Source organism: Streptosporangium sp. NPDC023615 (genome assembly GCF_040640155.1).
Lineage (GTDB): Bacteria > Actinomycetota > Actinomycetes > Streptosporangiales > Streptosporangiaceae > Streptosporangium.
Map to the genome: position 1 here is coordinate 1 of NZ_JBFABE010000100.1, position 17080 is coordinate 17080.

Annotated in this window: 15 protein-coding genes and 2 tRNA genes; 7 read left to right on the plus strand and 10 right to left on the minus strand. The window is 70.4% G+C overall.

The genetic code is table 11. From position 1 onward, the window contains the following. Window positions 1-346 precede the first annotated feature (346 nt). Window positions 347-757: a hypothetical protein gene (locus tag AB0G16_RS36480; RefSeq protein ID WP_362815277.1), complete on the plus strand. Its 411-nt coding sequence runs from the start codon at window positions 347-349 to the stop codon at window positions 755-757. A 53-nt stretch (window positions 758-810) separates the two neighbouring features. After that, window positions 811-1044, plus strand: a complete 234-nt coding sequence (locus AB0G16_RS36485; protein WP_362815279.1) for a hypothetical protein — start codon at window positions 811-813, stop codon at window positions 1042-1044. 151 nt (window positions 1045-1195) lie between these two features. Here the strand turns inward: AB0G16_RS36485 and AB0G16_RS36490 are convergent, their stop codons facing one another. The 7 genes from AB0G16_RS36490 to AB0G16_RS36520 all read right to left on the minus strand — a co-directional run bounded on the left by AB0G16_RS36490 (window position 1196) and on the right by AB0G16_RS36520 (window position 8443). Next, on the minus strand, window positions 1196-1636 hold the full coding sequence (locus AB0G16_RS36490; protein WP_362815281.1) for a PH domain-containing protein: 441 nt from the start codon (window positions 1634-1636) through the stop codon (window positions 1196-1198). 242 nt (window positions 1637-1878) lie between these two features. Continuing rightward, window positions 1879-1955: transfer RNA gene (locus tag AB0G16_RS36495), tRNA-Met, on the minus strand. Window positions 1956-2274: 319 nt separating this feature from the next. Then, window positions 2275-2351 (minus strand) — tRNA-Met (locus AB0G16_RS36500). Between the two features lie 74 nt (window positions 2352-2425). Next, window positions 2426-5371 (minus strand): UPF0182 family protein, encoded by a 2946-nt coding sequence (locus tag AB0G16_RS36505; protein WP_362815283.1) that lies wholly within the window; start codon window positions 5369-5371, stop codon window positions 2426-2428. A gap of 216 nt (window positions 5372-5587) precedes the next feature. Further along, window positions 5588-6634, minus strand: a complete 1047-nt coding sequence (locus AB0G16_RS36510; protein WP_362815285.1) for a PDZ domain-containing protein — start codon at window positions 6632-6634, stop codon at window positions 5588-5590. A gap of 83 nt (window positions 6635-6717) precedes the next feature. Continuing rightward, a complete protein-coding gene (locus AB0G16_RS36515; protein WP_362815287.1) occupies window positions 6718-7143 on the minus strand; it encodes a molybdenum cofactor biosynthesis protein MoaE in 426 nt (141 codons plus the stop codon). A gap of 229 nt (window positions 7144-7372) precedes the next feature. After that, window positions 7373-8443: an NAD-dependent epimerase/dehydratase family protein gene (locus tag AB0G16_RS36520; RefSeq protein ID WP_362815289.1), complete on the minus strand. Its 1071-nt coding sequence runs from the start codon at window positions 8441-8443 to the stop codon at window positions 7373-7375. A 133-nt stretch (window positions 8444-8576) separates the two neighbouring features. Here AB0G16_RS36520 and AB0G16_RS36525 point away from each other — a divergent pair, with 133 nt between their 5' ends. The 3 genes from AB0G16_RS36525 (at window position 8577) to AB0G16_RS36535 (ending at window position 11776) form a co-directional block, all read left to right on the plus strand. Continuing rightward, on the plus strand, window positions 8577-9905 hold the full coding sequence (locus AB0G16_RS36525; protein WP_362815305.1) for a zinc-dependent metalloprotease: 1329 nt from the start codon (window positions 8577-8579) through the stop codon (window positions 9903-9905). Further along, window positions 9902-10447, plus strand: coding sequence for an NUDIX hydrolase (locus AB0G16_RS36530; RefSeq protein WP_362815291.1), 546 nt, complete (start codon window positions 9902-9904; stop codon window positions 10445-10447). The genes AB0G16_RS36525 and AB0G16_RS36530 overlap by 4 nt, the downstream gene beginning before the upstream one ends. A 315-nt stretch (window positions 10448-10762) precedes the next feature. Continuing rightward, on the plus strand, window positions 10763-11776 hold the full coding sequence (locus tag AB0G16_RS36535; protein ID WP_362815293.1) for an endonuclease/exonuclease/phosphatase family protein: 1014 nt from the start codon (window positions 10763-10765) through the stop codon (window positions 11774-11776). Between the two features lie 193 nt (window positions 11777-11969). Here the strand turns inward: AB0G16_RS36535 and AB0G16_RS36540 are convergent, their stop codons facing one another. The 3 genes from AB0G16_RS36540 to AB0G16_RS36550 form a co-directional block, all read right to left on the minus strand. Then, window positions 11970-12569: a hypothetical protein gene (locus AB0G16_RS36540; protein WP_362815295.1), complete on the minus strand. Its 600-nt coding sequence runs from the start codon at window positions 12567-12569 to the stop codon at window positions 11970-11972. Beyond that, window positions 12566-13081 carry a M48 family metallopeptidase gene (locus AB0G16_RS36545; RefSeq protein WP_362815297.1) on the minus strand — a complete coding sequence of 172 codons (516 nt, stop codon included), beginning with the start codon at window positions 13079-13081 and terminating at the stop codon, window positions 12566-12568. The genes AB0G16_RS36540 and AB0G16_RS36545 overlap by 4 nt, the downstream gene beginning before the upstream one ends. Window positions 13082-13222: 141 nt before the next feature. After that, window positions 13223-14008 carry an enoyl-CoA hydratase/isomerase family protein gene (locus AB0G16_RS36550; protein WP_362815299.1) on the minus strand — a complete coding sequence of 262 codons (786 nt, stop codon included), beginning with the start codon at window positions 14006-14008 and terminating at the stop codon, window positions 13223-13225. Between the two features lie 371 nt (window positions 14009-14379). Between AB0G16_RS36550 and AB0G16_RS36555 the strand changes: the two genes are divergently transcribed. Both AB0G16_RS36555 and AB0G16_RS36560 read left to right on the plus strand, forming a co-directional pair. After that, window positions 14380-15480, plus strand: a complete 1101-nt coding sequence (locus tag AB0G16_RS36555; RefSeq protein WP_362815301.1) for a ThiF family adenylyltransferase — start codon at window positions 14380-14382, stop codon at window positions 15478-15480. A 61-nt stretch (window positions 15481-15541) separates the two neighbouring features. Then, window positions 15542-16876, plus strand: a complete 1335-nt coding sequence (locus AB0G16_RS36560) for an AarF/UbiB family protein (RefSeq protein ID WP_362815303.1) — start codon at window positions 15542-15544, stop codon at window positions 16874-16876. Window positions 16877-17080 lie beyond the last annotated feature (204 nt).

Below are 17080 nucleotides of genomic sequence, written 5' to 3' on the forward strand. Positions count from 1 at the left end.
CATGTTGTCTGCCCTGCTTCCAGGGCAACCCCTCTAACTTACTCCAACATCCCGTCGATGTCCAACTGAACGGACACGACCGAGTCATCGGATCAAGAGAGGGGTTCGCCGGACAGTCCACACACCCGGAGTCTGAAGACCTGGGGGCTCGTCGTCCTGCGTGAAGAACACTATCAGGACTCTCATGTCACAGAGACAACTTGCCAACCTTCCCTGAACGTCGCGCGTCTCAGAGAGAACGAGGAAGTCGAGGCGCGCAACCAGACGTCAAGCCATTCGCAATCGACTCTGGATACGAAGTACGTACGAGGGTCAGGATCCTGACTCCGCCGTGGAGGTGAGCACCATGACCCGCTCGGAGTTCGACGACATCCGCGCGCACATCGACGCGGAGGCCGATCACCCGGGCGACCTTCTCAGGGTCGCCAGGTCTCTGCTGAACGATCTCGAAGACGCACGCATGCGGGAGGCCACCCTCCGTGCCTACTATCTGCGTCTCCTCACCGCGGCTCGGGCGACCGTCGCCGCGCAGGAGGCCGGCTACCCGGAGCCGCTGACCTTCCTCACCGACGAGCTCACCAAGCGCGGCCAGCTCCCCCGGTCCGAGGACGAGGTGAACCGGATCCTCGCCGACGCCCACACCGCCGCCACGCTTCTGGCCGCCCTTGAGGAGACCCCTCTCGACGTGACTCCCATGAACAACGGCGGAGCCCGCGCCCGGAGGTGTGCGGGCGCAAGTCGCGGCCTTCCGCGATGAGGCGTTCCGCGTCATTGACCTGGGCTTGAACCAAGATCTGTAAGACTTCGGGCATGTTGCAGCGAGGGCTGAATTGGGCTGCGGCGACCCTCGTGGGCGTCTTCGGCTTTGTCTGGACCGGTGTAGTGATGTTCGCGGCCGTCGAGACCGCGACCTGGGCGTGGATCGGGCAGCTCTCCTTCGGGCTCTTCCTCATCTGCTGGGGGAGCTACAAGGTGAGCACGCTGGTCCGCCGCCCCAAGCCCGCTTTCGTGCCCAGGCACCGCCGGGTGCGAGCCCGAGCCTGACGAGACCCGCGAATCGAAGCTCCTGCGGCGACGCCCGCCGACGCGACGCCCGCCCACGCGAGGCACTGCGGCGTGAGGCACTGCGGCGGGGACGTGTCGCGTACGCGGGAGCACAGGAGAGCACCGAGGAGAGGCCGTACAGGGCGGGAACCTACGTCCCCGTCCGGAACGAGCGGAGCTCCTCGGCCACCTCCTGGCAGGGCACGCCCAGGTCGAACCGGCTGAGCAGGTGGATGTCATCCCCTGTGTCGATCTCCAGGAGTTCCGTACGCGAGGTGAAGCGGGCTCTGCTGTCCACGCGGATGCGCTCGACGGCTCTCCACGGCACCCGTTCGGACCTGGCGAACCCCTTCACCACGATGAGACCCTCCCCGTCCGCGATCAGCCGCACCGGAGCCAGGACGTCGCGTGCCGCCAGCACGGCCAGGACCACTGACGCGGCGCCCGCCAGGAGCGTGCCGCGGAGGTCGTCGAGGCTCAGCAGCGCCACCGTCGCGAGCACCGCGAGGGCGAGCGCGGCGACGGCCTTCATGACGAGGAGATCGCGACGCACGCGCCAGCGCAGGATCCGTCCGGACGTTTCTTCACTCACAGCGGCACGCTACCTCCCGGCTGGTCCGCCGCACGCCGTCCCGGACCGGCTGATGCTTCCGTGTGTCCGGCGGGGGCGAGGCGCCGCAAGGCAGGTGCCCGGTGTCGCGTGCCGGTGAGGTACGCGGCGGTACGCGCGGGTGGGCCCCGGAGGCGCGCGGCGTCCACGGCACCGCGTGGAACGAGGAACTTCGGAGAGGAAAAGCGAGAGGCCCTGATCTCTGTGAGATCAGGGCCTCTCCTTGGTAGCGGGGACAGGATTTGAACCTGCGACCTCTGGGTTATGAGCCCAGCGAGCTACCGAACTGCTCCACCCCGCGTCGGTGTGTGTCTGAAGACTATCCGGAATTCGGCGGGGACGGCAAATCGGTTCCGGGACCGGCGCGCCTCCGGGACATCGAGGCGGCCCGGACCGTGAGAAGCGTGAGGCCCGGCGCGCACGGGCGGGGCGGCTCGCGGAGGCGTCCGGCGCTCACGTGCGGGGCAGCCGGAGGCGCCGGCGCTCAGAAACGACACTTTCGCGATTCGCCGGAAACAGGAGGGAGGGGAAAAGCGCGGGACGGGGATGCCGGCCCCGCGCAACCACACGGTCCTGAAAAGAAGAGAGGCCCTGATCTCTGTGAGATCAGGGCCTCTCCTTGGTAGCGGGGACAGGATTTGAACCTGCGACCTCTGGGTTATGAGCCCAGCGAGCTACCGAACTGCTCCACCCCGCGTCGGTGTATGCCTGAAGCTTACCCGGCTTTGGGGATGGACGCGAATCAGATGACGCCCGGCCCGTCGACCTCCGCTAACTCGGTGACGGCGTCGCCGAGGGGGCGGGGGTCGCGGGCGGTGACGCCGACGGGGACGCCGAAGGCGCCGGTGTCGCGGACGTCGGTGACGGGGTGGGGGTGGCCCCGTTCGTCGCGGTGGTGCCCTTGAGCTTCTCCAGGGCCGCCTGGAGCTCCTTCTGGGCGTCGCCGTACTCGACCCAGTTCGGCGGGTCCTGCCGGAGGGCGTTCTCCGCCTTGTCGTAGGCCTTCTGCGCGGCGTCGATGGCCACGGCCAGCTCGCCCGTGGGCTTGGTCTCCGCCGGGGCGTTCTCCTGGGGAGCGTTCTCCTGCGGTGTGGCCGGCGCGCCACCCCCGAAGACTCCTTCCAGCGCGCCCTTGAGCGTGTCGGCGGAGCCGACCTTGCTGCCGTAGGCCACCAGGACGCGGCGGAGGATCGGGTACGGCTCCTGGCCGGAGGCGGCCGCGATCTCCACGTATACCGGTTCGACGTAGACCAGGCCGTCCGCGAACGGCAGGGTCAGCAGGTTGCCGTAACGGACCTTCGCCTGGCCGAGACCGAGCAGGTTGAGCTCACCGGAGAACTTGTTCTGGAAGTTGTTCTGCACCTGACCGGGACCCGGGATCGTGGTGTTGGAGGGCATGCGCAGGATGCGCAGTTTTCCGTAACCGGTTCCGGGAGTGGCGTCCACGGCCATGAACGCCGCCAGGTTGGGGCCCTGGCGCGGCACGAACGTGGTCGTCAGGGAGAACGACGGTGCCGAGGTGTTCGGCATCTTGACCGACAGGTAGTACGGCGGCTGCTTGACGTTCTGCTCGCCCGAGGACGGGTCGTTCGGGACGTTCCAGAAGTCCTGACCGCTGTAGAAGGCGTTCGGGTCGGCGATGTGGTACTGGGAGAGCACGTCACGCTGGACCTTGAACAGCGCCTCCGGGTAGCGCAGGTGCTGCTTGAGCTCGGGCGACATCTCCGTCTGCGGCTTGATGACGCCGGGGAAGGCCTTGCGCCAGGTCTGCAGGATGGGGTCCTTCTCGTCCCAGGCGTACAGGCTGACGGTGCCGTCGTAGGCGTCGACCATGGCCTTCACCGAGTTGCGCATGTAGTTGATCTGGTCGCGCGGCTGCGGGACCACCAGGCGCGGGTCGGTGATGGTGTCCCTCGTCATCGCCTCCAGGCTCTTGCTCTGGGAGTACGGGTAGGCGTTGGACGTGGTGTACGCGTCGGCGATCCAGACGACCCTGCCGCCGACGATGGCCGGGTAGGGGTTGTCGTCCATGCTCAGGAACGGCGCCACCTTGGCGATCCGCCTCTGCGGGTTGCGCTCGTAAAGGATCTTGGAGTTCGTGTTGACGTCGCCCGAGAGCAGCAGGTTGATCTCGTTGTACTTGGCCGCGTAGAGCATCCGGTTGATGAACGAGCCGACCGGGACGCCGCCCTTGCCGTCGTAGGTGGTGTTCTTCTGGCCGGTGCCCCCGCTCTCGGGGTAGTCCAGTTCCTGCTTCTTCTGGCCGGTGCCGCCGACGATGACGTACTCGGCCGAGCCGGGCGCCTCGCCGAAGTAGATCCGCGACTCGGTGAGCTTCGTCCGCTCCACCAGGGAGCCGGTCACCGGCATGTCCTTGGCGTCGAAGTTGGGCAGGCCCTCGGAGTCCACCTCGTTGCCGGGCGCGGCCACGAAGCCGTTGCCGTGGGTGTAGACCAGGTGCCGGTTGATCCAGTTGTTCTGCTCGGCCGGCGGGCCGGTGAGCTCTCGCACGGCCACGACGGTGTCGCGCAGGGTTCCGTCCGCGTCCGGGTAGCGGTCGACGTCGAGCGGCTCGTGGAAGTCGTAGTAACCACGGATCCGCTGCTTCTGCTGGTAGGTCTTGGCCACCAGGCTGGGGTCGAGCAGGCGCACGCCGGAGATGGAGCTGTCCGCGGTGACGTTGACCTTGGTCGGGTCGCCCTGAGCCGTGTAGTCGATCACCTCGGCGCCGTCGACGCCGTAGGCTTTTCGTGTCGCGTCGATGTTGCGCTTGATGAACTCCTGCTCCTTGCCCTGCTGGTTCGGCTTGACCTGGAACTGCTCGACCAGGGCCGGGTAGACCCCGCCGATCAGGACGGCCGAGAGCACCAGCAGGCCGAATCCGACCCCGGGCAGCATGCCGCCGGGCCGCACGACGCCGGCGAAGAACAGCACGGCGCAGATCAGGGCGATGATCGCGAGGATGGTCTTGGCGGGCAGGACCGCGTTCACGTCGGTGTACGACGCGCCGTGCCGGAAGCCCCGGTCGGAGAAGACCAGCCCGTACCGGTCGACCCAGTAGGCGACCGCCTTCAGCAGCACGAAGACGCCCAGCAGCACCGACAGGTGCGCGCGGGCGCCGCGCGAGGCGTGCACCCCGGGCGACTGGAGCCTGAACCCTCCGTACAGGTAGTGCACGATCGCCGACAGCAGAGCCGACAGCACAACCGCGACGAACAGGAAGTTCAGCACCATCCGAATGAACGGATAGGTGAACATGAAGAAGGAGATGTCCCAGTTGAACAGCGCGTCGGTGTCACCGAACGGCGTCGCGTTGAGAAACTCCAGCCAGGTCTTCCACTGACTCGAGAACGAGGATCCCGCGAACAGGCCGAGCATCGCCACGCCGACCAGGAAGATCAGCTTGCGGTGCGGGTCGAGGGCCATCCGGTAGCGGTCGGCGCCGCTGGCACCGCCGAACATGCCGGGGCCGAACATCGGGCGCATCCGGTACGCCAGCAGCATGTTGCCGCCGACGATGCCGACCATCAGCAGGGCACCGACCACGAACAGCAGGATCTGCGTGACGATCACACCGGAGAAGACGGCCGTGTAGTCGACCGAGTCGTACCAGAGGTAATCAGTGAAGATGCCGGCGAAAAGGAAGAACAACGCCACGATCGCCACCAGCGCGATCGCGACGGGAAGCAGCAGTCGCGGCCGGCGGGGCAAGCGCATTGCCCTGCCGGCTCCGGGGGTCCGGAAGCTCAAGGCCAACCCCTTGTCGTAAGAGCACGGTCCGTGTCTGGAAACCTACACCGGCCGGGGTCGGGGCGGGCTGAGCCTCTCGGGCACGGTCCGGCCACAGCCCCGCTCGGTCTCGGGTCCACCGGTCCCAACGTACGAGGGGCCCGATGAGTGCCCCGGAACGGGACACGAGATGAGAACGGCGTCTCAGCCGGCCGGGCAGGCGGGCACGGACCCCGTCCGGGTGCGGACCGCCTCGACCGCCTGGACGGCCTCGTGCAGGGTGTTGACCCTTACCAGCCTGAGCCCGTCCGGGATCGCCTTGACGGCCTCGGCGCAGTTCTCCGCGGGGGTGAGGAAGACCGTCGCCCCGGCCTTCCTGGCGCCGACCATCTTCTGCTGGATGCCGCCGATCGGCCCGACCCTGCCCTCGGAGGTGATCGTGCCGGTCCCGGCGATGGACGTGCCGCCGGTCATCGACCCGGGGGTGAGCTTGTCCACGATGCCCAGGGAGAACATCATCCCCGCGCTCGGCCCGCCGACGTCACCGACATTGATCTTGACGGTGAAGGGGAAGCGGTACCCGACGCGCATGGTGATGCCCACGATGGGCGTTCCGTCCTTGCCGGCGGTGGTCGGGACGCCGACGTTCACGTTCTGCCCGCCGCGCTTGACGACGAAGGCGACCTGCTCACCGGGCTTGTGGCGGCGGACCGTGGTGGAGACGGTCTCCCGGTCGGGCACGGGCGTGCCGTCCACCGAGACGATCTCGTCACCGGCCTTGAACCTGCCGTCGGCCGGCAGGCCCTTCTCGATCGAGTTCACCGTCACCACCGAGGTGTAGGGGATCTTCAGCTCGGTCAGCGCCGCCGCGGTGGCGTCGTCCTGGGAGCCGGTCATCTCCTGGGTGTTCTGCTCCTCGACCTCCTTCGCGGTGGTCGCCGGGGGGAAGATCGTCTCCTCCGGCACGACCGCGATGGTGGGATCGATCCATCCGCGCAGCGCGCTGAACAGGTCGATCCTGGTGCCCGGCCCGCCCTGGTAGGCGACGGTGACGAGGCTGAGCTTGCCGTCGGTCGGATACGTCCGGCGCCCCTCGATGCTGATCACCGGCTTGCCGCCGAACTCGCCGATGGTGTTCTCCGTCGGCCCCGGGCTGAGCACCACGTACGGCACCGGCAGCACCGCGCCGACCAGCGCCAGCATGAGCGTGAGGAAGCCCGCCACCATCAGGGTCAGCGCTCGTCGGGACATGGACAAAGCCTATGCCGTACGACAGGTCGGGAAACCGTACCCGCGCACCGCCGCGCCGACGGCCGCGCACCCGGTGGACGACCTCACTCGCAGGCTCCCACCCACTCCGAGGAGCCGTCGGCGAAGAGCTGGTTCTTCCAGATGGGGACCTGGGCCTTGAGATCGTCGATCAGCCTGCGGGAGGCCTCGAACGCCTCTCCCCTGTGGGGCGCGGCGACGGCGACCACCACCGCGACGTCACCGAGCGCGAGGTCGCCGACCCGGTGCACGGCGGCCAGGGCGGTCACCGGGAAGTCGGCGACGATCTTCTCGGCCACCCGGCGCAGCTCGTTCACGGCGCTCGGGTGCGCCGAGTAGGACAGGGTCGTGACCGGCCTGCCGTGGTCCTGGTCGCGCACCGTGCCGACGAAGACGGCCGTGCCGCCCGCGGCGTGGTCGCCGACCGCGGCGAGCACCTCGTCCACGGAGAGCGCGTCGTCGCGAATATCGAGCAGCCGGATGACGTCCACGCCCAAAGCGTACCGCCCCGGAAAAACGGTCCCCGGGCGCGCGTCGCCCGCGATCCGCGCCCGGGACGGCGTTCCGCGGCTCTTCCCGGCACTCCGTGGCGCCCCGCGACGGCCATGACGATGCCCGGCGTGTCCGGCGTGCCCGGCGTGCCCGGCGTTCCGTGGCGTTCCCGGCATGCCGGGTGTTCCGTGGCAGGGCCCTCTTGCGGCCCGTCTTTCCGCGTGGTCGTCAGGTACGGCGCTTCTTGCGGGCGGCGCGGACGATCGCGGCGGTGCCCAGGACGGCGACGGTGGCACCGGCCGCGGTGAGGGTGGCCTCCTTGCCGGACAGCCTGCGCCCCACCACCGTGTGCCTGCCCTCGCGCAGCTCCAGGAGCTGCTTGAACGTGGCCTCGTTGGTCCACAGCGGTCTCCAGCCCGCCTCGCGCAGCGCCGCGCAGTCGACCACCCAGGGGTAGACGACGTAGTGCAGGTCGGTGGCGGGGGCCGGGGTGATGCCGAGACGGTGCAGGCGCTGGGCGGTGCCGAAGGTCAGCCCGGCCGGCAGCTCCAGCCGGCGCAGCCCGGAGATCTCCTCGACCTGCTCCTGCTCCAGCCAGCCGTCGGAGCCGACGGCCACCACCCCGGAGACCGTGCCGAGCGCGGCCATCTCCAGGGCCGAGACCAGGTCGTCCACGTGGCAGAACTGCCAGCGGGGGGTGCATCCCTTGACGGTCAGCAGCCGGGGCGACTCGAAGTGGCGGGTCATCACGCTGTCGATGCCGGGGCCGACCACGGTGGCGGGCCGCACCACGGTCACCTCCAGGCCCGGGTGGCTGCGCAGGGAGCGCCGGGCCAGCGCCTCGATCTCCAGGTGATCGCCGACCATGCCGGTGTCGGGTTCGGCGGCGACCGCGGAGTCCTCCGGCAGCGGGACGGAGTTGTCGGGGACGGCGCCGTACACCATGGCGCTGGTGACGAGCACGACGCGCCGCACCCGGGCGGCGGCGCTGGCGGTGAGCACCGTCTGGGCGGCCCGCAGGTTGTAGGCGCGCCGCTCGGCCGGGTCGGCGTCGAGCGCGTAGTCGGCCGACAGGTGAACGAGCACGTCGATGTCGGAGATGCGGTTCGCCAAGAGCGGATCTCGCACGTCGATCACCCGCCACGTGACGTCGGGCACGTCGCCACGCTGCTCGTCGATGGCCACGACCCTGCGGAAATCCGCAGACGAGGCGACCTTCGTGAGGAGAGCGCGGCCTACGCCCGAGGCCGCGCCGGTGACGGCGACGACGGGCGGGCGGGAGCGTTTCGAGGTAGGCACCGGGTCCTCACTTTGCACTGACCCGCCATGCGACGGATAACGTGGCGGATGTGGACTCCTCCATCCTGCACGAGGTAGAGCGGTGACTGACTTGCCAGGTCGGGAAAACGACCCCAACGAGAACCCGTTCGCCATGTTCGGCGACCCGGAGCAGATCGCGGCGGCGATGCGCCAGTTCGCCGACATGCTCTCGGCCCCGCCGACCTCAGGTCCCGTCAACTGGGACATGGCGAAGAACGTCGCACGGCACGTCGTGGTCGCCGAGGGCGATCCGAGTGTCATGGAAGGCGAGCGACGGCAGATCGTCGACGCCCTGAACCTGGCCGATCTATGGCTCAACGAGGCCACGGCCCTGCCGAGCGGGGTGAGCAACCCGCAGGCGTGGAGCCGTTCGGAGTGGATCGAGAAGACCGTCCCGGTCTGGCAGAAGCTCTGCGACCCGATCGCCGCCCGCATGGTCGAGACCATGAGCGGCACGCTCGGCGCCGCCGGCCTGCCCGCCGAGGCCCAGGCCATGGCCGGGCCGCTGATGGGCATGATGAAGCAGATGGGCGGGATGATGGTCGGCCAGCAGATCGGCCAGGCCGTCGGCTCGCTCGCCCTGGAGGTGATCGGTTCCACCGACATCGGCCTGCCGCTGTCCGACAGCGCCGCCCTGCTGCCCGGGGGTGTCGCCGCGTTCAGCCAGGGCCTGGAGACGCCGGCGGAGGAGATCCGGCTCTACCTGGCCCTGCGTGAGGCCGCGCACCACCGGCTGTTCCAGCACGTGCCGTGGCTGCGCGCGCACCTGCTCGGGGCGGTGGAGGAGTACGCCAGGGGCATCACGGTGGACGCCTCCGCCCTGGAGGAGCAGCTCCGGGGGCTCGACATCAACAATCCCGAGCAGCTCCAGCAGGCGTTGAGCGGCGGGAACCTGCTCAAGCCCGAGGAGACCGAGCGGCAGAAGGCTGCGCTGTCCCGGCTGGAGACCATGCTGGCCCTGGTCGAGGGCTGGGTCGGCACGGTCGTTGACGGGGCGGCCGAGGGCAAGCTCCCCTCGGCGAGGGCCCTGGCCGAGACGGTGCGGCGCCGCAGGGCGACCGGCGGGCCCGCGGAACAGACCTTCGCCACGCTCGTCGGCCTGGAGCTACGGCCCCGGCGCCTGCGCGAGGCCGCCGTCCTGTGGCAGTCCCTGGAGGCCGACCGGGGCGTGGACGGCCGGGACGCGGTCTGGAACCATCCCGACCTGATGCCCACCGCGGACGACCTCGACGATCCCGAGCGGTTCGTCCGGGGCGAGCCCGAGCTGGATCTCTCGTCCCTGGAGGCGTCCCTTCGGGACGGCGACGCCCCGGGAGACGCCGGGAGCGGGCGGGCGGGGAAGGACGAGGGCGGTTCCGGGAACGGGGACGGGGACGCCGGGGACGCCGGGGACGCCGGGGACGGGGACGCCGGGGACGGCCGGAGGGACGGCGGCGCGTGAGCCTGCGCACCGGCGCTCGCGACCTGCTCACGGGCTGGACGGCGCCCACCGTGGAGGAGGAGACCCTCCGCGGTGACTTCCTCGATCATCTGGACGTCAACGAGGACGCGATGTGGCGCGAGTGCGTCCCCGGTCACCTGACGGCCACGACCGCGGTGCTGTCCCACGACGGCGAGCGGGTCCTGCTGACGCTGCACCCCAAGGCGGGGATGTGGCTGCCGATGGGCGGCCACTGCGAGCCCGCCGACGCCTCTCTCGAGGCGGTGGCGCTGCGGGAGGCCGTCGAGGAGTCCGGCATCGCGGGTCTGCGGCTGCTGCCGGGCCCGCTGGCGCTCGACCGGCACCGTGTCTGGTGCCATCCCCCCTACAGCTACCACCTGGACGTGGAGTACGGGGCGGTGGCGCCGGAGGGCGTGGAGGCCGTGATCAGCGCGGAGTCGCTCGACCTGCGCTGGTTCCCGGTGGAGGAGATCCCGGAGCTCTCCGACGAGGCGACCCGCAGGCTGGTCCGCCGCGCCCGCGAGGTGCTGCGCTCCGGCTGATCTTTCGGGCGGAGCCCCGGTGGAGGACCGGTGGAGGACCGGTGAGGGCCGCCGGGGGCCGTGGTTTCGCCGTGGGTGCCGGAGGCCGGGGTTCGTCGTGGCGAGGCGGCCGGTGGGGCTTCCCGGGCGGAGGTTCTCACGACGGGAGTCCCGGCGAGCGGTGGCCGGTGCCCGGCCGATGGCTGATGATCGGTGGCGGTCGGCCGGTTCCGGACGTGTCCCGGATCTTCCGCGAGCGTTGGACCGTTTTACGCTTGTCTCACTTCGCCCTGGATATCGTCGTTCCGTCAGTTGTGCGAAGTGGATCGGGGCACCGTGAGCGTGAACATCGTGGCCGACAGAGGTGTCGGGAACGCCGAAGGCCCGGCCCCGGGGCCCGCCCGCCGGCGCTGGAGGGTTTCCAGCGCCCTGGCCTGGGCGGCGGTGACGCCGTTCGCCGCATGGGCGGTGGCCAGGGGCGCCGGGCTCGAACGGGACTCGCTGACCACCCAGCTCATGACGGGCACCCCGTACGTCGCGGCGGGGTCGCTCCTGCCGCTGTTGCTGGCCGCGCTGGCCCGCAACCGGACGGCGACCGCGGTCGCGCTGATCACCACCGTGACGCTCGGCCTCAGCGTGCTGCCCCGGGCCTTCCGCTCCGCCGAGACGGTCGAGGGAACGCCTCTGAAGGTCCTGACGATCAACACGCTCTTCGGGCATGCCGAGCCCGGCGCCGTGATGGACCTGGTCAGGCGGCTCCGGCCCGACGTCCTGAGCACCCAGGAGCTCACCCCCGGGATGGTCGAGAAGCTGGACGCGGCCGGACTGGGCGAGATCATGCCGTACCGGGTGCTGGAGCCGGAGTGGAGCGCCGGAGGCAGTGGCCTGTACGCCCGGTATCCCCTGACCGCCAGGAAGGACCTGTTCGAGGCGATCGGGCACAACATGCCCGCCGCGCTGATGACCGTTCCCGGCTCCCGGCCCATCGAGATCGTCGACGTGCACCCGTTCCCCCCGCTCGGCAGGCAGGTCTACGACTGGACGGCGGCGCTGGACGCCCTGCCGTCGGCGGACCGGGACACGATCCGCATCCTCGCCGGTGACTTCAACGCCAGCCTGGACCATGCGGCGATGCGCCGTTTCCTCGCCCGGGGCTATCTGGACGCCGCCGACGGCGCCGGTGAGGGACTGACCCCCACCTGGCCGGTGAACAACCGCGTCCCACCGTTGATCACGATCGACCACGTGGTGGTGGACCGGCGGGTCGGGGTGGAGACGGTCAGCGTGCACACCGTTCCGGGCACCGATCACCGGGCCGTCTTCGCCGACCTGCGTCTGCCGCCGCCCTGACCCGCCCTGACCCGCCTTCACGCGCGCCGGCGCCCTTGGGAGCCCTGACCCCACGTCCCGACGTGCTCTTGGACGCTCTGACGTGCCCCTATGAGGCCTGATGGGTCTCTGGACGCCCCGATGTGTGTCCTTGGGCGCTTTGGCGCGTCCCGATGTGCCGTGAGACGTCCGGGCGGCCCCGGGGCGGCCCGGTTCAGCCGGACAGCAGGGCCCGGGTGTTGTCCCAGCCCTCGAGGCCCGGGTCGAGGAGACCGATGTCGGCGGGGGAACGCAGCCGGTGCCAGCCGGGCCCCTTGGCGACCATGCGGCTGCCGGGCGCCGAGGCTCGCAGCGCCTTGACCGGGTCGAGGTCGTCGAGACCCGTCTGGGCCCAGGCCGGGTAGGGCAGGTGGGCGGCCAGCGCCACCGCGCCGCCCCCGGCGGCGGGACAGACCGCGATCCGGGCGCGGCCGAGTTCCCTGAAGAGCTTGCCGATGAGCAGCGGCGGCAGGTCGGGGGCGTCCGCGCTGAGCAGGACCGCCTGCTCTCCGTGGGGCAGTGCCTGGAAGGCCGCCCGGACCAGGGCGGCACCGGAGAGGTCGGGGACGTGCACGACCGGCGTACCCGGCCAGACGATCTCCTCCATGCCGGGAACGCTGCTGACGACGACCGGGGAGACGAAGTCGAGCCCGGCGACCAGTTCGTAGGCGTCCTCGGCGACCGCCGTCAGGAAGGCCTCGGCGTCGACGCCCGGCGGGGCCGCGGCCGCCGCGGAAGGGGTGACGAGAACGGCGACCACCCGCTCCTGGGTCACCACTCCTCCGGGGAGCCGTGGGCCGCGGTGGAGAACCCCTCCAGGAAGCCCCTGGCCCGCTCGGCCCTGGGATACCGCTCCACCAGCGCCCAGAACCGGGGGCCGTGGCTCGGCACCAGCAGGTGGACGAGCTCATGCATGATCACGTAGTCGACCACCCACGCCGGCATGCCCCGCAGCCGCGTGGAGATCCTGATGGTCCCGTGGTCCGGGGTGCAGGAGCCCCAGCGGTGCTGCTGGTTCTCCACCCAGCGGACGCTCGACGGCATCGCCTGCCCGTCCAGGTAACGGGTCGACAGCTCCGAGGCCCGCTCCAGGAGGTCGTCGTCCGAGGGACGCCGGCGTTGCTCCTTGGCCGCCAGTCGATCGAGCATGCGACGCACCCATTGTTCCTCGTCGGTGCTACTCAGACCGGCAGGGAGGAGCACGATCGTTTTCTCGCCGTCGCGGTACGCAGAAACCGTCCGCCGGCGGCGAGAACTTCGGCGGACCTCGACTGTCTCGGGGGGCACATATGAACGGTAGCCGAGAATGGCGAATTCACACCAGAGGGTAGAACACGTTCCCCCTGGTCAATCAGTGTTCGTCGTTTGTTCGACGGGAGTGATCAACCGTGGCCGCGACTTATCGAATTAACCTGGATATCTGCCGTCTCAGGCGTTGCCGAATCGCGGGGTCCGCCGTTCTCTCTGGGCGGCCAGGCCTTCGATCATGTCGCCCGAGGCCATGGTGACCGGCTGGGCCAGGGATTCCCAGCGCAGCGCGGCCTCGAGGTCGGCGTGCCCGCCGCCCGCGAGGGCCACCTTGGTGAGCCGGGTGGCGGTCGGCGCGTTGGCGGCGGTCCGCGACGCGATCCCCATCACCTCGGCCATCAGGGTCTCGCGGGGAAACGCCCTGGTCACCAGTCCCGCGGAGGCCGCCTCACGTCCCGTCATCGTCCGCCCTGTGAGCAATATCTCCCTGGCCGTGCCCACTCCGGCCACCCTGGGCAGCAGGTACGTGGCCGCCATGCCGGGGTGCAGGCCGAGCGAGGTGAAGGGGGCCAGAAGCTTGGCCTCCTCGGCCGCGTAGACCAGGTCGCACGCCAGGGCGAGACAGAGTCCCGCTCCGACCGCCGCGCCGTTGACGGCCACCAGGGTCGGCACCTCCAGGTCCGCGACGGCCAGCCAGGTCCGGTAGAAGGCGAGCATGCGCTCCCGCAGGGCGGGAACGTCCTCGGCGCCCCGCTCGGCGAGCCAGGACAGGTCCCCCCCGGAACAGAACGCGTTCCCTGCCCCGGTGACGACCACGCACCTCAGGTCTCCGTCGGCCGCCAGCTCGGCGATGGTCTCCCGCCAGCGGGCGGTCATCCCGTCGGTCATCGCGTTGCGCAGGTCGGGGTGGTTCAGGGTGAGCACCGCGACGCCGTCGTCGCGCCTGTCGACCAAGAGCTCGTTCATGCCGGGGAGCGTAACCCACGGCCGTCCGTCCTGATCGGCGCCCCCGGGCACTGCGTCGCCTCGCAGGTCGTCCCCCGGGAAGCCGTGTCTCACCTGGGGACGCGCTCCCCTCACGCCCCGGGCGCCGCCCCGCCCGTGCACCGGATCGTTTCCGGGGGCTCGCGTCCAGGGAGGCGAGCGGTCCCGGGGGTGGGTCGTCCACGGGGGCGACCGGTTCCGTCAGGTGGGGCGCCCACGGGACGGAAGTTATCCACAGGCGGGGGAAAAGCCGTCCGGGATCTTCCAGGAGCGTGACACGCTGCACGCCCGGCCCGCTCCCGGATCGTCCCTGGCCCGTCCACGGGCCGCCCCCCGACCACGAAAGGCGTCCGATGAGACCACGTCTGAAGCCTGCCCTGCGCCGCGTCGCCCGTGACGGGCGCACCCTGCAGTTCGGCCTGCACGCGCGGCACTCGGTGATGTTGACCGACCTCGACCCCGAGGTCCGCCGCTGGGTGGAGAGCCTCGACGGCGTACGGGACGTCGCGGGCGTGCTGGACGGGGCGGTCGCGGCCGGTCTCGGCGAGGAGAACGGCCGGATCCTGCTCGATCTGCTGGTCAGCCGGGGCGTGGTGGACGACGCGGCGGCCGGTCCCGGTCCGCTGCGCACGCTCGCGATCGCCGAACGTGACCGGCTGCAGCCCGATCTCGACGCGCTCTCCCTCTCTCCCGGCACGATCGACGGGGGGCTCTCCACGCTGGAGGGCCGGCGACGGGCCCAGGTCCGGGTCTACGGGGCCGGCCGGGTGGGGGCGCAGGTCGTCGCCCTTCTCGCCGCCTCCGGCGTCGGTCATCTGTGCGTCGTCGATCCCGGTGCGACCCGGCGACGGGATGTCGTTCCCGGCGGGCTCGGCTGGGCGGAGGTGGGGATGAGCAGGCAGGACGGCGCGGTCGCGGTGGCCAGGAGGCTGGCGCCCGGGATCACCGCGTGGACCGGCGACGAGGCGGCCAGGCCGTCCGACGGCGCCCGGCCGCCCGACCTGGTGGTGCTCGCGCCGGTGGTGCCGCTGGACGCCCTACTGGTCAGGGAGCTCCTCGACTGGAAGATCCCGCACCTGCTGGTGAGCGCCTTCGAAGGGGCGGGCTCGGTCGGTCCGCTGGTGCTGCCCGGGCGGAGCGCCTGCCTGAACTGCCTTGAACTGACCCGGCGAGATCGTGACCCCGGCTGGCCGGTCGTCAGCGCTCGGCTGGGAGGGTTCCCGGCGGGAGAAAACGCGTGTGGGACGGCGCTGTCGACGCTGGTGGCGGCCTCGGCCGCCGGCCACGCGCTCGCTCTGATCGACGGTTGCGAACCCGCTGTGACCAACAGCACAGTGGAAGTATTGCCAGATTGGAGATGGAAGAGGCGATCCTGGAGTGTTCATCCTCAATGTCGTTGCTTTCGAAACGAGTTGGGTTCGCTAACAATGGTCGCGTCGGCTACCCGTAGCTGACACACCACAGCGAAGGGAGGGAGCGGCGTCTCGCTGTACGGGGGACACGCCGCTAATCAAGGTGAGTGACCTTCCGCGCCGCGCCGTTGCGCGCTCCGCCAAACTGGCGGCCCTTCCCATCGGGTTCGCCGGCCGCACCGCCCTGGGCCTGGGGAAACGGATCGGGGGCAGGCCCGCCGAGATCGTCGCCCAGGAGATCCAGGAACGTACCGCCGAACAGATCTTCAAGGTGCTTGGAGAGCTCAAGGGCGGGGCCATGAAGCTCGGCCAGGCGCTCTCCATCTTCGAGGCGGCGCTGCCCGCCGAGGTCGCCGGCCCCTACCGCGCGACCCTGACCAAGCTTCAGGACGCGGCGCCGCCCCTGCCCGCCGCGACCGTGCACAAGGTCCTGATCGAGCAACTGGGCGACGACTGGCGGGAGAACTTCCTGTCGTTCGAGGACAAGCCCACCGCTGCCGCGTCGATCGGGCAGGTGCACAAGGCCGTCTGGCACGACGGCCGCACGGTCGCGGTCAAGATCCAGTATCCGGGGGCGGGGAAGGCCCTGCTCTCCGACTTCAACCAGCTCGCCCGGCTGGGCAAGCTCTTCGGGGTGCTGCTGCCCGGGCTCGACATCAAGGCCGTGCTCGGTGAGCTGCGCGAGCGCGTGGCCGAGGAGCTCGACTACCTGCGCGAGGCCGAGGCGCAGCATGCCTTCGCCCTGGAGTTCAAGAACGATCCCGACTTCCTGGTCCCCGACGTCATCGCCGCCAACGAGCAGGTGCTCGTCTCCGAGTGGGTCGACGGCACTCCCCTGTCACGGATCATCACCGGCGGTACCCAGGAGGAGCGTGACCGTGCCGGTCTTCAGCTCGTCCGGTTCCTGTTCTCCTCACCGGCGCGGGTGGGCATGCTCCACGCCGACCCGCATCCGGGCAACTTCCGGATCGTGGAGGACGGGCGGATGTGCGTGCTCGACTTCGGCGCCGTCAACCGGATGCCCGACGGCTACCCGCCGGTCTTCGGGAAGCTGACCCGGATCTTCAACAACGGTGACATGGAGGCCGTGCTGCAGGGCCTGCGGGACGAGGGGTTCATCCTGCCGCACATCGAGATCGACGTCGAAGCCCTCCGGGGGTTCCTCGCCCCCTATGTCGAGCCGACCCAGGTCGAGGAGTTCGCCTTCAGCAGGGAGTGGCTCCAGCAGCAGGCCGCCACGGCCACCGACCTGCGGCCGGGCAACGTGGTGCGCCAGCTCAACCTGCCCCCCTCCTACGTCCTCATCCACCGGGTGCACGCGGCGGGGGTCGGGGTGCTCTGCCAGCTCGGCGCGACCGCACGTTTCCGCGAGGAGGTCATCCGCTGGGTGCCCGGATTCGTCGACGAGGGCACCGAGGAGCCCCTGACGAACGCTTGACAGGCCCATGAACGGGCGATGGTGGGGTGCGTCGGCATCAGACCGTCGCCCGGAAGGTTCTACTGGGCCGTCGCCCGAAGGGTTCTGACGGGCCGTCGCCCGGTGAAGGGTTCGGGGCGGCGCCGCCGTCGGCGCCTCGTCCGACCCGTACCGCCACGGCGGCCACCTCCACCATCGCCACGCCACCGCTCGTCGCCGGCGGGA